The following is a 13,814-nucleotide window of genomic DNA, read 5'->3' as shown; positions in this document are numbered from 1 at the left end:
TGGTGCCCTTTCGGAGGATCGGCCTGGTCGGTGGCCTGGTCGTCGCTAGCGGTCCCCGAAGACGGTGCGGTGCCAGTCCTTCCCGGCCACCGCGGTGTTGTCGAACATTACGTGCTTGACCTGCGTGTATTCCTCGAAGGAGTACGCCGACATGTCCTTGCCGAAGCCGGATGCCCGGTAACCGCCGTGCGGCATCTCGCTGATGATCGGGATGTGGTCGTTGATCCAGACACAGCCCGCCTTGATCTCGCGGGTGGCCCGGTTCGCGCGGTAGACGTCGCTGCTCCACGCGGAGGCGGCGAGGCCGTACGGGGTGTCGTTGGCCAGCCGGATGCCCTCATCATCACTGTCGAACGGAAGGACGACCAATACCGGACCGAAGATCTCCGACTGGACGATCTCGCTGTCCTGGGCCGCGTCGGCGATCAGCGTGGGCCGGTAGTAGGCGCCGTCCTTCAGGTCGCCCTGGGGGGCCTCGCCGCCGGTCACCACGCGCGCGTAGCCCCGCGCGCGGTCCACGAAGCCGGCGACCCGGTCGCGCTGGACGTGGGAGATCAGCGGCCCGAGGTCGGTACCGGGCGCGAACGGGTCGCCGAGCCGCACGGTCTCCATCAGCGCGGCGGTCCGCTCCACGAACGCGTCGTACAGCGGGCGCTGCACGTACGCGCGCGTGGCGGCCGTGCAGTCCTGCCCGGTGTTGATGAGCGAGCCGGCGACCGCGCCGTGCACGGCGGCCTCCAGGTCGGCGTCGTCGAAGACGACGAAGGGCGCCTTGCCGCCCAGCTCCAGGTGCAGCCGCTTGACGGTGGCGATGGCGATCTGTGCGACGCGCTTGCCGACGGCGGTGGAACCGGTGAAGGAGGTCATGGCCACGTCGGGGTGCCCGACGAGGTGCTCACCGGCCTCCTTCCCGGTCCCGGTGACGATGTTGACCACGCCCTCCGGGATGCCGGCGTCCGTGGCGGCCCGCGCGAAGAGCAGCGAGGTCAGCGGGGTCAGCTCGGCGGGCTTCAGCACGATCGTGTTGCCCGCGGCGATCGCCGGGAGGATCTTCCAGGCGGCCATCTGGAGCGGGTAGTTCCAGGGCGCGATGGAGCCGACGACACCGATGGGCTCGCGCCGGACGTACGACGTGTGGTCGCCGGAGTACTCACCGGCGGACTGGCCCTGGAGATGCCGGGCGGCACCCGCGAAGAACGCGGTGTTGTCGATGGTCCCCGGCACGTCGAACTCGCGGGTGAGCTTGAGCGGCTTGCCGCACTGGAGGGACTCCGCGCGGGCGAGCTCCTCGGCGCGGTCGGCGAGTACGGCGGCGAACCGGTGCAGGGCGTCCGAGCGCTCGCCCGGAGTGGCGGCGGCCCAGCCCGGGAAGGCGGCGCGCGCGGCGGCGACGGCCGCGTCGACGTCGTCGGTACCGGCCAGCTCGTACGTGTACACCTCGGCGCCGGTGGCCGGGTCGACCACGCGGTGGGTGCGGCCCGAGGTGCCCTGGGCGGGCCGGCCCGCGATGAACTGCGCGCCGTCCGCGAGGCGGTCCTGTGCGGGGAATCGTTCCGGGGTGGCGGTGCCCGGGTTGTGCATGTCGCTCTCCTCCGCCGTGCGCCCGTCCCGAGGGGCGGGGGGCGTGGCTCCAGCTCGATTTGAGTGCCGATCCTGACAGAGGGACCGGACGCCAACAAGTGATTCCGTTGTTGCCTTTTGGTTACGCGACGGAATCTGTCGACCAGGTGTCGAGTCGGGACGGAAAAGGCCGGACGGAGTGTCAGTGGTGCGTGCCAGACTCGCGTGCATGGGGAAGATCGACGGGGTGGACGCCCTGATCAGGGAGGTCCGGGCGGGGTCCCGGATCAGGTATCTGCACTTCTGGGGACACCGGCCGCGGCCGGACGGCCGGATCGGCGCGAGCTGTCTGAGCCAGTGGTGGCCGTCACCGTTCGTGGTGGACGGCGTGCGGTACGCGACGGCCGAGCACTGGATGATGGCGGGCAAGGCCCGGTTGTTCGGGGACGCTCAGGCGGAGCGCCGGGTGCTGGCCGCGGAGCATCCCGCCGAGGCGAAGAAGGAGGGGCGGCTGGTCCGGGACTTCGACGGGGCGGTGTGGGAGCGGGAACGCTTCCGGCTGGTGGTCGAGGGCAGCGTGCACAAGTTCGCCGCCGACGACGACCTCGGCATGTTCCTGCTGGGGACCGGGGAGCGGGTGCTGGTGGAGGCGAGCCCGGTGGACCGGATCTGGGGCATCGGCCTGGCCGCGGACGACGAGGCCGCCTCGGACCCGGAGCGCTGGCGGGGCCTGAACCTCCTGGGCTTCGCCCTGATGGAGGCCCGGGAACGGCTGGCGGGAGCGGGCGCGTAGGCCTGCGGCGCTTCGGCGGGGGCGGCGTTGGGTTCGCGGTGCCGGGTTTTCGGTGCCGGGTTGGCGGTGGCGGCTTGCCTCGGCCGACCGGCGTGTCAGGCGTCCGTCGCTATGAGCAGGGCGAACAGGCCCAGCACCAGGACGATCCCGGCGGCGCCGCAGATGATGCCGGCCAGGGCCACGCCCGGGTTCGTCGCCTCACCCCGGTTGGCCTTGCCCCTGCCCAGCCCGCCGAAGATCAGGGCCAGGATGCCCAGCACCAGGGCGATCGGCCACATGATGAAGCCGACCGCCGAGATGATCCCCAGCACCAGCGAGGCCGTACCCATGCCGTTGCTCGGGGGCGGCTGCATGCCGGGCCAGGCGTAGCCGTGGGCGGTGGGGTAGGGGGCGACGCCGCCGTACGGGGCCTGCTGTGGGCCCGGGTAGCCGTACGCGGGCGCGATGCCCGGGTAGCCGTACGCCGGCGCGGTGCCCGGATAACCGTACGGCACCTGGCCGGGGCCGTCAGGTGCGATGGGAGGCGGCGGCACCGGCTCCGCTCCCCCGTGCGGGCCGACGGGGGACACCGGCGGGGCGAAGGGGTTCGCCGGGGGTGTGTAGGGGTTCGGCTGCGGTGCGGGGGCCGGAGGCGCGAACGGGTTCGGCTCGGCGGCGGCAGCCGGCGGCGCGAACGGGTTCGGCTGCGGTCCGGGGGCCGGAGGCGCGAACGGGTTCGGCTCGGCGGCGGCGGACGGAGACGCGAACGGGTTCGGCTGCGGTCCGGGGGCCGGAGGCGCGAACGGGTTCGGCTGGAGGGTCGGAGACGGTGGTGCGAACGGGTTCGGCTCGGCGGCGGCAGCCGGCGGCGCGAACGGGTTCGGCTGGGGGGTCGGAGACGCCGGTGCGAAGGGCGTCCGGGCCGTGGACGCGGAGCCCTCGGCTGGGCCGGCCCATGGCGTGGGTACGGCGTCGGCGGGCGCGGCCGGGCCCGGGAACGCCGGCGTGGATGCCACCGTCCGCTGGTCGTGCACGGCACCGGGGGCGGGGGCCGCGTCCTGGACCCGTGCCTCATCCGCTCCCCCGGCGGCCGGTGCCGTCCGCTCCGGTTCCTTGTCGAAGGAGACCCGGGGTATCGCAGAGTGGTGGCCGGCGCTCTGCTCCCCCGGCGTGGACTGCGGCACCTCGTCGGACATGGTCGGCACACCCCTCGGCTGGACGTCCCGCCATGCTACGGGCAGCGCGGGCCACCGCGGCCCGGGGCCTACGATGATGCCGCGCAACCCGATCAGCCGATCATCGCGCCCGCACCAGGGAGCACGTCCACCGCACGACGTGCCACGGACCACGTGCCGCGGGCGCCCGTCCCGGGGAGGACCCCTTGACCGACAGCTCCGTACCCGCCACCGGCACCGCCGACCGCGATCTGCGCGCCTTCATCGCCGGACTGCCCAAGGCGGAACTGCACGTCCACCACGTCGGCTCCGCCTCCCCCCGCATCGTCTCCGAGCTGGCCGCCCGCCACCCCGACTCCAAGGTCCCCAGCGACCCCGAGGCCCTGGCCGACTACTTCACCTTCACCGACTTCGCGCACTTCATCGAGGTGTACCTGTCGGTCGTGGACCTCATCCGCACCCCGGAGGACGTCCGGCTGCTCACCTACGAGGTGGCCCGGGACATGGCCCGGCAGCAGGTGCGGTACGCCGAGCTGACGATCACCCCGTTCTCCTCCACCCGGCGCGGCATCGACGCGCGGGCGTTCATGGACGCGATCGAGGACGCCCGGAAATCCGCCGAGGCCGAGTTCGGGACCATACTGCGCTGGTGCTTCGACATCCCCGGCGAGGCCGGTCTGGAGTCGGCCGAGGAGACGGTGCGGCTGGCCACCGACGACCGGTTCCGCCCGGAGGGCCTGGTGTCGTTCGGGCTCGGCGGGCCGGAGATCGGCGTGCCCCGGCCGCAGTTCAAGCCGTACTTCGACCGGGCCATCGCGGCCGGTCTGCGCTCCGTCCCGCACGCCGGCGAGACGACCGGCCCGGAGACCGTGTGGGACGCGCTGACCGAGCTGCGCGCCGAGCGGATCGGGCACGGCACCAGCTCGGCACGGGACCCGAAGCTGCTCGCCCACCTCGCCGAGCACCGCGTCCCGCTGGAGGTGTGCCCGACCTCCAACATCGCCACCCGCGCGGTCCGCACGCTGGAGGAGCACCCGATCAAGGAGTTCACGCGGGCCGGGGTGCTGGTCACGATCAACTCCGACGACCCGCCGATGTTCGGCACGGACCTCAACAACGAGTACGCGGTGGCCGCCCGGCTGCTGGACCTGGACGAGCGGGGCGTGGCCGACCTGGCGAAGAACGCCGTGGAGGCCTCCTTCCTGGACGCGGCGGGCAAGGCGCGGATCACGGCGGAGATCGACACGTACACCGCCGCCTGGCCGGCCTCCTGACACCGGCCACAATGGGGGCCATGCAGACGCTGACCGCCGTGGCCCACCGTGGCGACCCCTACCGTTTCCGCGAGAACACCCTCGACTCCCTGCGGTCCGCGCTCGACCGGGGCGCGGACGCCGTCGAGGTCGACGTACGGCTCACCCGGGACGGCGTCCCGGTCCTGCTGCACGACGACACGCCGCGGCGGCTGTGGGGGGTCGACCGGCCGCTGGGCGCGCTGTCCGCCGACGAGCTGCGCGGGCTCACGGCGGGCGGGGTGCCGACGCTGGCGGAGGCGCTGGCCGCCACCGGGGACAGCAGGGTGATGGTGGACCTGTGCGGGCCGGTCGGCCCCCGCGCGGTCGCGCGGACCCTGGACGTGGTCCGGCAGTGCGGGGCCGGGGAGCGGGTCTACTACAGCGCGGACGCCGAGGCGATGCTCGCCGTCCGCGCCGCCGACCCGGCCGCCGAGATCGCCCTGACCTGGACGACCCTGGCGCCGCCCCGGCCCGCGCTGCTGGCCGCGATCCGCCCGCGCTGGCTCAACTACCGCTTCTCCCTGGTGAGCCGGGAGTTGGCGGCCCGCGTCCACCACGACGGCCTGCTGCTGTCCGTCTGGACCCCGGACACCCGCCGTGCCATGAGCCGCCTGCTGGACCTGGGCGTCGACTCGATCACGACGAACCGGGTCGACGTCCTGCACGCCCTGCGCACCGCCGTCTGAGCCCCGGAGAACTCCCGCGGGGGCACGATCGGCTGGGCGTCCGCGCCCTCGCCCGCCCACGGCCGGATCAGCGGCGCGACCGTCGCCTCCGACAGCCCGGACCGGTCCGGTCCGCCGGCGCACGGCGGCACACGGCCCAGGTCGCGCACGAGCCGTCGTACGACCGTGACCGACGACCAGCCTTCCCCGCCGGCTGCCGGGCCCGGCTCGCCTTCCGGAGTACTGCACCCGCGCGGGGACGGGCCGTAGGGGTGATCCCGGGCAACTCCCCTAGAGCCGAGGCTGGTTGATCGGGGACCAGCAAGGGTCGCGCGTCCTCCTCGGTGAGGATCCGCGGCCCGGCCAGGCGGCTGAGGATGATCACGCACCGTCTTCCGGTGCCCGACGCCCAGCCATCCCGAGGAGTCCCGTATGCCCCGCACCGGCCGTTCCGCCCTCCTGGCCGCCGCCCTCGTCACCGCGGTGGCCGTCGGCCCGCTGGCCGCCCCCGCCTTCGCCGTCCCCTCGGAGCCCGTCCCTGCCACGACGGCCCCTGCCGGCGCCGGCCCCGACACCGAGGCCCTCGCCGCCGCCGTCGCCGGGCTGCCCGACCACGACGCCACCGCCGCGCTGCTCCGCGTCGGCGGTGACGGGACCTGGCGCGGTACGGCCGGGGTGCGGGACGTGCGGACCGGAGCGCCGGCTCTGGAGAACGCGCGCTTCCGCGCCGGTTCGGTGACGAAGGTGGTGACCGCGTCGATCGTGCTGCAACTGGCCGCGGAGGGCCGGATCGACCTCGACGGGACCGTGCAGCGGTATCTGCCGGGACTGCTCACCGAGGACTTCGCGCCGGTCACCGTACGGCAGTTGCTGAACTACACCAGCGGACTGCGCCCGGGTGCGTCCCTCGGCGACACGGTGGAGGAGGGGTACCCGCACCGCTTCGAGACGCTGACGCCCCGGCAGGTCGTGGCGGACGCCGTGGCGCAGGGTCCGGCGTACGCGCCGGGCACGCGGCAGACCTACGGCAACATCCACTACACCGTGCTCGGCATGCTCATCGAGAAGGTGACCGGCGACTCGTACGCGCACCAGGCCGAGCTGCGGATCTTCCGGCCGCTCGGCATGCGGCACAGTTCCTTCCCGGTCGGCGCGGACCCCCGGATCCACGGCCCGCACAACCGGGGCTACGACTGGATCGACGGCAAGCTGGTCGATGTGACCGACTGGAACATGACCGACCGGTTCGCGGCCGGCGACTTGATCTCCACGACCGCCGACCTGGAGCGGCTGCTGGTCGGGCTGTTCCGCGGCCGGGTGGTACCGGAGCCGGAGCTGAAGGAGATGTTCACGCTGCCGGACGTGCCCGGGGCGCGGTACGGCGCGGCGCTGGAGCGGTTCGAGGTGAACGGCAAGGTGATCTGGGGCAAGACCGGTTCGCGCCCCGGGTACGCGACCGTGATCGCCGCGACCCCGGACCTGTCCCGCACGCTGGTCTACTCGGTCAACTCCACGGACGCGAAGGGCGACGGCCTGGCCGTCGCCCAGCGCTTCGCGTTCCCGGCGTTCAACCGCTGACGGACGGTGCGCCGAGCGCCTCCAGCCGCTTGATCTTCTTCCGTACGACGTACAGCGGGACGACCCCGAAGACACCGAACGACATGTCGATGACGCTCCACCAGAAGGGGATCGCGCGGACCGGTCCGCAGACGAGGGCGAGCGGGACGATCCCGGCGCAGGCGATCATCCCGAACTCGACCACCCAGATGTTGCGGACGGGGTCGCGGTACGGGCCGTAGAACGCCACCGCGATGACGAGGTGGGCGAAGGCGAGCCAGTCGGTGCCGTACAGGACGAAGGGGTAGTCGGCGTCGACGGTGTCCAGCCCGTCCCGCACCCGGGAGATCCACGCCATCAGCCCCGGCAGGTGCTCCGGCACGGACAGCGCGCGCAACGCGCTCTCCGTCCAGTGCAGTTCGTGCACCAGCGGGAAGGCGGTGGCCCCGCTGAGCACGAGGCACACGACGAAGAGGGCCAGCCAGGCGCGGATGCCCTTGAGCAGGGCGGCTCTGTCGCTCATGGAAGCAGCGTACGCCCGGAATTGAACATGTTCAAAACTCTGGACGTGCCCGCGGCGCACCCGTCCGCGTCACCAGTCCGGCGTCGCACCGAGGTGGCGCAGGGCCGAGGCCGCCGCCCCGGCGCCGCACATGCCGTGGGCGCCGGGGCCCGGCGGGGTGGCGGCGGAGCAGGAGAAGACGCCGGGCAGGGTGGTGGCGTAGGGGTCGAGCGCGGGGCGCGGGCCGAACAGGAGCCGGGGGACGGTACTGGCGCCGGTGAGGATGTCGCCGCCGGCGAAGTTGGGGTTGGCGGCGGCGAAGCCGGCCGGTGAGGTGGCGCGCAGGCCGGTGACGCGGTCCCGGGTGCCGGGGGCGAAGCGTTCGAACTGGTCGAGGACGGCTCCCGTGGCGTCGCCGCCGTATCCGTGGGGGACGTGGGCGTAGGCCCAGACGGGGTGGACGTCGCCGACGGACCGGCCGGGGTCGGCCAGGTACTGCTGGGCGACCAGGACGAAGGGGCGCTCGGGCATACGGCCCTCGTCCACGTCCCTTGCCGCCCGGGCGATCTCGGCGAGCGTGCCGCCGAGGTGCACGAACCCGGACCGCCGGGCGTGTGCGTTCGTCCACGGCACGCCCTGTTCGACGGCCAGGTCCACCTTGAAGGCGGCGGGGCCGCGCCGGTAGCGCTGGTAGGCGCGGCGCACACGGGTGGGCAGCCGGTCGCCGTAGACGCGGGCGATCTGCGCGGGGTCGAGGTCGAGGAGGGTGACGTCGGCGGGCGGGATCTGGGTGTGGCGGGTGATGCGGACGCCGGTCCGGACGCGGCCTCCGTACGCGCGGAGTGCCCGCTCCAGGGCGCGGGCGATGGCCTGGGAGCCGCCTTCCGCCACGGCCCATCCGGTGGCGTGGCCGGCGGCGAGGACGCCGAGCCCGATGGCCGAACCGAACGGCTCGGACAACGGGCGGAAGGAGTGCGCGGCGACCCCGGCCCACAGGGCACGGGCCCGGGTGGTGGAGAAGAGGCGGGCGAGCAGGGTGGCGGGCAGTGGGGTGGGCAGGCCGAAGCGGGCGAGGAGCAGGGGGTGGGAGGGGACGCGCAGGAGGGGGCCCAGCACGTCGCGGCTCAGGGCCTCCCAGTGGCGCGCCGAGGGTTCCAGCAGGCGCCGGTAGCGGGGGCCGTCGGGGCCGAGCAGGCGGGCGGTGTCCTTCACCGAGCGCAGCAGCACCCCCGCCGTGCCATCGTCCAGGGGGTGGACGCAGTCGACGTCCGGCAGCCGCCAGCGCAGTCCGTGCCGTGCGAGGTCCAGCGCCCTGTGCGCGGGCGAGGCGACGGTCATGGAGTGGACGGCCGAGCAGTGGTCGTGCAGCAGGCCGGGCAGGATCGCCTCCTCGCTGCGGGTGCCGCCACCGACCTCGTCGGCGGCCTCCAGGAGGGTGACGTCCAGTCCGGCCCGGGCGAGGAGCGCGGCGGCGGTGAGTCCGTTGGGTCCGCCGCCGACGACGATCGCGGTGGTCATGGGGAGATGTCTCCCACGCCGCCCTCCACCGTGAACGTCCTCTTCCGGCACGAACCGCCCTGAATCATTGCAAAGTTCCCGGACATACCAGTAAATTGCGCCCCACCCTTCGAGACGTCACCGGCAGACGGGGCAACGGATGAGCACGGACGACCGCGTCGCGGTGACGACCGGGATCGCACGACTGCACGCGTCGCCCGGACTCGCCGGGCCCGGCCGGCTGGGGCTGGTGACCAACCACACCGGCGTCCTCCCCGATCTGCGTCCCGCCGCGCCCGCGCTGCTCGCGGCCGGCGCGCCGCTGGTCGCCCTGTTCGGACCCGAGCACGGGCTGCACGGGACCGGCCAGGCCGGGCAGGGGGAGACCGCCCGGCGGGACCCCACCACGGGCCTGCCGGTCCACGACACCTACCGGTGCGACGGCGAGCGCCTCGACACCCTGCTGCTCGACAGCGGCGTCGACGCCCTGGTGTTCGACCTCCAGGACATCGGGGCCCGGTTCTACACCTACGTGTGGACGATGTTCGACCTGATGGTCTCGGCGGCCCGTACGGGCGTACGGTTCGTGGTCGCCGACCGGCCGAACCCGCTCGGCGGTCTCGTCAGCGAGGGCCCGCTGCTCGATCCGGCGTGGGCCGGCTTCCTCGGCCGCGCCCCGGTACCTGTCCGGCACGGCCTCACCTGCGGCGAACTCGCCCGGCACCTCAACGCCTCCGCCGTCGCGCGCGTCGCGGGCCGGCCCGCCGACCTGACGGTGATCGAGGCGGCCGGCTGGCAGCGCGCCATGGACGCGGCGGCCACCGGCCTGCCGTGGATCGCGCCCTCGCCGAACATCCCGACGCCCGCCACGGCCGCCGTCTACCCCGGCACCTGCCTGTTCGAGGGGACGAACCTCTCCGAGGGCCGGGGCACCACGCAGCCCTTCGAGATCGTCGGGGCGCCGTACCTCGACGCGCGGTTCGCGCCCGCGCTCGCCGAACTCGCCCTGCCGGGAGTGCACTTCCGTGACCTGCGCTTCGTACCGACCTTCCACAAACACGCCGGACGGCCGCTGCGCGGGGTCCAGCTCCACCTCACCGACCCCGTGGCGTTCGCTCCCGTACGCACCGCCGTCGCGATGCTCGCCACGCTGCGGCGGCTGTACCCGGACGACTTCGCCTGGCACAGCCCGGACGGCGGCGCGGAGGGGACCGGGGAGACCGGTTGCCGCCCCTTCATCGACCTGCTGTGGGGTTCCGACCGGTTGCGGCGCACCGTCGACGCGGGCGACGACCCCCTGCCGCTGTGCGCCCCGCCGGCACCGCCCGCCGACTGGGCCGGCGCCGACGTGCTGCTCTACCCCTGAGCCCACGGCCGCCGTCGTACCCCCCGCCCCCGGGACCGGGGCCGTGCCCGCCGCCCTCGCCCCCTCTGCCCCGCACCCGCGGGTGGAAGGACTCCCCGTCGATGACCGACCGTAGGACGACATCCCGGGCCGGGACGCGTGGATTTCGCGTGGGTGACGGGCCCCGGCTGGTGGAGGCGTGGCGGCGGAGCGCGCCGGCCGACCCCATCGCCCCGGACCGCTTCCGCTCCCTGGTGCTGCTCGACGCCAACTTCGACCCGGAGGGGCTCCGGGTCGCCGTGGACGGCGACCGGGTCGTCGGCGCGGCCTACGCGGTCCGCCGTCTGACGCCGATGAGCGGCACCGACCTGGAGCCGGAGCAGGGCTGGATCCCGTTCTTCTTCGTCGACCCGACCGCCCGTGGCCGCGGCCTCGGCCGCCGGCTGCTGACCGACGCCCTCGACTGGCTGCACGGCCACGGCCGTACCCGCGTGGACTTCTCCTCGTACACCCCGAACTACGTCCTCCCCGGGCTGGACGCCGAGACGTACCCGGAAGCGGCGAAGCTCCTCGATTCGCTGGGCTTCCGGACCCTGTACGAGGCGGCGGCGATGGACCGCGGTCTGGTCGGCTACCGCTTCCCCGGCACGGCGGCGCGCCGCCGGGACGAACTGACGGCCCGCGGCCACCGGTTCGGCACCCCGTCCGACGACGACCTGGTGGACCTGCTCGCACTCGCCGGGAGCCGCTTCGACCCGGACTGGGCGCGGGTGATCCGGGAGTGCCTGGCCGCGGGCACGCCGCTCGACCGGATCGTCGTCGCCCGGGACCCGTCGGGCCGTCTGGCGGGCTGGGCGATGCACGGCGCGTACGCGTCGGCGGACGAGCGGTTCGGCCCGTTCGGCGTGCTGGAGGAGATGCGCGGTACCGGGCTCGGCACGGTCCTGCTCCACCTGGTCCTGGAGCGGATGCGGGCGCGCGGCGCGCACTCGGCGTGGTTCCTGTGGACCGGCGAGCGGTCCCCGGCGGGCCGGCTGTACCGCGCGGCGGGCTTCACCACGACCCGGGTGTTCCGCGTGCTGCGCCGGGAGGCCGCCCGATGACACCGTCCCGCCGCACCGACGGCCTGTCCGCCGGTCGGCCGGCACAGGGGGGCGGGCGCCTGAGCCGACGTCACTTCGCGCTCGCGCTCCCCTCGGCGCTGCTCGTCTCCGGTTGCGCGGCGCCGCACCGGGGCACCGGGCGGCCCGGTGATCCGGTCGTCCTGACCCTGCTCTCGCACTACGCGAGCGGGGAGCTCAAGGAGGCGCTGCGGGGCCCGGTGGACGAGTGGAACGCCACGCACGACCGGGTCAAGGTGCGGACGAAGGCCGTCGAGTTCACGGACCTGCTGACCACGTTCATGGTCCGGCAGGCCGCCGGCCAGGGCGCCGACATCCTCCACCCGTACTGCCTGTGGAACGGCCAGCTCGTCCGGGCCGGCGTCCTGCGGCCCGCCCCGGCCGGGCACGCCGAGGAGATCAGGCGCGGCTACAGCGCCGCCGCGGTCGGCGCCGCGTCGGTGGGCGGCAGGGTGTACGGCTACCCCACCGAGGTCCAGACGTACGCCCTGTACTACAACAAGCGGCTGCTGCGCGCGGCCGGTGTCGACGGGCCGCCGCGCACCTGGCGGGAGCTGGAGGAGACGGCCTACCGCACCACCAGGCGGGACCGGTACGGCAACACGCTCGTCCAGGGTTTCGGCCTGTCGACCTACGACGACTCCACCACCGTCGGCCAGACGCTCGCGCTGCTCAACGCCGCCGGCGGGACGTTCGTCTCGGCGGACGGCAGGAGCACCGCCATCGACTCACCGGCCGGCCGGGCCGTGTTCGACCTGGAGCACCGCCTCGTCGCCCGAGGGGCGAGCTCCCCCGGCGTCAACGTCTACCGCGCGTTCCCGTCCGGGCAGGTGGCCATGGTGATCAGCGCCGGCTGGTGGACCGGCAGCCTGAAGACCCTGATGGGCGGGGACTACCGCGATGTCGGCGTCGCTCCGCTGCCCCTGCCCGAGGCGGGCGGCGCACGCGCCACGCTCTGCACCGGTTTCATGCTCGGGGTCAACACGGCCAGTGCGCACCCCCGCGAGGCCTGGGAGTTCCTGCGCTGGCTCAACGCCGAGAGGACGGGCGGCGAGAAGGGCGCGGTGGCGACCCGGATGAGCGCCCTCCAGGTGTCGGTCGGCTCCCTGACCGGCCGCGCCGACGACATGCGGACGCTCCTGGGGGCGGGCGCCGGGAACGGCGGGGCCGGCGATCCGAACCTGCGGCCGTTCCTGGACGCGCTGGCCTACGCGGTGCCGGAGCCGAACATGCCGGGGGCGCAGCAGGCCAAGTCGCTGCTGCGCAAGAACATCGAGGCGCTGTGGACCGGCCGGCGGTCGGTCGAGGAGGCGCTGCGCGTCACCCGCCGTCAGGTCGATCAGGAGGTGGCGCGCGCATGGTGAACGCCCTGGTGCCGGAGACGGCCGAACGGACCCCTCGTGCGCGGGCCGTCCGACCCGCCGTCGACGGCCGCATCCGCCACCGGCGCCGCCAGACCGTCGTCGCCTACCTCTTCCTGGCACCGGTACTGCTGTTCTTCGCGGTCTTCCTGATCCTGCCGCTCGGCTTCGCGCTGCTGCTGTCGACGTCCCACTGGTCCGGGTTCGCCCTCGGCGACATCGAGCCGGCCGGCCTGGACAACTTCACCGGCCTGTTCGCGGACGGATCGACGTTCCTGACCCCGATCCTCACCAACACGCTGCTGTTCGCCCTGGGCACCGTCGCCCTCGCCCTCACGGGTTCGGTGCTCGTCGCGACCTGCATCGACAAGCTGCGGTTCCAGGGGCTGTGGCGCACCCTGTACTTCCTGCCGATCGTCACGACCGTCGTCGCCGTCGGCAACGTGTGGAAGTACATGTACGAGCCGGGCGGTCTGGTCAACGGCGTCCTCAACGCCGTCGGAATCGGCTCGGTGGCGTTCCTCGCGGACCCGGACACCGCGCTGCCCTCGGTCGTGGTCGTCCAGGCCTGGGCCTCGCTGGGCTCGGCGGTCCTCGTCCTGACCGCCGGGCTGAAGTCCATCCCGGAGTCGTACTACGAGGCCGCCGCGCTCGACGGCGCCGGAGCGGCCACCGTCTTCCGGAGGATCACCCTGCCGCTGTTGCGGCCGTCCCTGCTGTTCGTGTGCGTCACCCAGTTCCTCACCGGCCTCCAGTCGTTCGCGCTGATCAGCGTGATGACCAGGGGCGGGCCGGGTGACGCGACCAACGTGGCCGCGCTGGAGATGTACCGGCTGGCCTTCGGCTACGGCGACTGGGGCACCGCGAGCGCCGCCGCGTTCGTGCTGTTCGTGGTGGTCCTCGCGGTCACGCTGGCGCAGCTGTGGTGGTTCCGGCGCAAAGGGGAGGAGGCGTGAGGGAGGGA

General features: G+C 73.8%; 11 protein-coding genes and 1 pseudogene. 8 read left to right on the top strand and 4 right to left on the bottom strand.

Annotated elements, in window-relative coordinates; genetic code table 11:
- Positions 1-45 precede the first annotated feature (45 nt).
- Positions 46-1,581 (bottom strand): gamma-aminobutyraldehyde dehydrogenase, encoded by a 1,536-nt coding sequence (locus tag IE273_RS32510; protein WP_189818731.1) that lies wholly within the window; start codon positions 1,579-1,581, stop codon positions 46-48.
- 208 nt (positions 1,582-1,789) lie between these two features.
- Between IE273_RS32510 and ybiA the strand changes: the two genes are divergently transcribed.
- Positions 1,790-2,353 (top strand): riboflavin biosynthesis intermediates N-glycosidase, encoded by a 564-nt coding sequence (gene ybiA, locus IE273_RS32505; protein ID WP_189818730.1) that lies wholly within the window; start codon positions 1,790-1,792, stop codon positions 2,351-2,353.
- A gap of 95 nt (positions 2,354-2,448) precedes the next feature.
- Here ybiA and IE273_RS43970 read toward each other — a convergent pair whose 3' ends face one another.
- Positions 2,449-3,528, bottom strand: coding sequence for a DUF4190 domain-containing protein (locus IE273_RS43970; protein ID WP_229887762.1), 1,080 nt, complete (start codon positions 3,526-3,528; stop codon positions 2,449-2,451).
- A gap of 18 nt (positions 3,529-3,546) precedes the next feature.
- Here IE273_RS43970 and IE273_RS32495 point away from each other — a divergent pair.
- The 3 genes and pseudogenes from IE273_RS32495 to IE273_RS32485 all read left to right on the top strand — a co-directional run bounded on the left by IE273_RS32495 (position 3,547) and on the right by IE273_RS32485 (position 7,045).
- Positions 3,547-4,781, top strand: a pseudogene (locus IE273_RS32495) (adenosine deaminase).
- A 20-nt stretch (positions 4,782-4,801) separates the two neighbouring features.
- On the top strand, positions 4,802-5,488 hold the full coding sequence (locus IE273_RS32490; protein WP_189818728.1) for a glycerophosphodiester phosphodiesterase: 687 nt from the start codon (positions 4,802-4,804) through the stop codon (positions 5,486-5,488).
- Between the two features lie 411 nt (positions 5,489-5,899).
- On the top strand, positions 5,900-7,045 hold the full coding sequence (locus IE273_RS32485; protein WP_189818727.1) for a serine hydrolase domain-containing protein: 1,146 nt from the start codon (positions 5,900-5,902) through the stop codon (positions 7,043-7,045).
- Here the strand turns inward: IE273_RS32485 and IE273_RS32480 are convergent.
- Together IE273_RS32480 and IE273_RS32475 are read right to left on the bottom strand one after the other, a co-directional pair.
- Positions 7,035-7,547 (bottom strand): hypothetical protein, encoded by a 513-nt coding sequence (locus IE273_RS32480; RefSeq protein WP_189818726.1) that lies wholly within the window; start codon positions 7,545-7,547, stop codon positions 7,035-7,037. The genes IE273_RS32485 and IE273_RS32480 overlap by 11 nt on opposite strands.
- Positions 7,548-7,616: 69 nt before the next feature.
- The gene (locus IE273_RS32475) at positions 7,617-9,044 is read right to left on the bottom strand and encodes a phytoene desaturase family protein (protein WP_189818725.1); all 1,428 of its coding nucleotides are present in this window, start codon (positions 9,042-9,044) and stop codon (positions 7,617-7,619) included.
- 139 nt (positions 9,045-9,183) lie between these two features.
- Between IE273_RS32475 and IE273_RS32470 the strand changes: the two genes are divergently transcribed.
- The 4 genes from IE273_RS32470 to IE273_RS32455 all read left to right on the top strand — a co-directional run bounded on the left by IE273_RS32470 (position 9,184) and on the right by IE273_RS32455 (position 13,806).
- Positions 9,184-10,389 (top strand): exo-beta-N-acetylmuramidase NamZ family protein, encoded by a 1,206-nt coding sequence (locus tag IE273_RS32470; RefSeq protein WP_189818724.1) that lies wholly within the window; start codon positions 9,184-9,186, stop codon positions 10,387-10,389.
- A gap of 149 nt (positions 10,390-10,538) precedes the next feature.
- Entirely contained in the window at positions 10,539-11,471 is a 933-nt protein-coding gene (locus IE273_RS32465; RefSeq protein WP_229887761.1) for a GNAT family N-acetyltransferase, read from the top strand.
- The gene (locus IE273_RS32460) at positions 11,468-12,853 is read left to right on the top strand and encodes an extracellular solute-binding protein (protein ID WP_229887759.1); all 1,386 of its coding nucleotides are present in this window, start codon (positions 11,468-11,470) and stop codon (positions 12,851-12,853) included. Before IE273_RS32465 ends, IE273_RS32460 begins: the two co-directional genes overlap by 4 nt.
- Positions 12,847-13,806 carry a carbohydrate ABC transporter permease gene (locus tag IE273_RS32455; RefSeq protein ID WP_189818722.1) on the top strand — a complete coding sequence of 320 codons (960 nt, stop codon included), beginning with the start codon at positions 12,847-12,849 and terminating at the stop codon, positions 13,804-13,806. The genes IE273_RS32460 and IE273_RS32455 overlap by 7 nt, the downstream gene beginning before the upstream one ends.
- Positions 13,807-13,814 lie beyond the last annotated feature (8 nt).

Source organism: Streptomyces olivaceoviridis, assembly GCF_014650115.1.
In the GTDB taxonomy this organism is placed as follows: domain Bacteria; phylum Actinomycetota; class Actinomycetes; order Streptomycetales; family Streptomycetaceae; genus Streptomyces; species Streptomyces olivaceoviridis.
The sequence above is the reverse complement of the archived record's forward strand: the minus strand, read 5'-3'. Positions and strand labels throughout refer to the sequence as shown.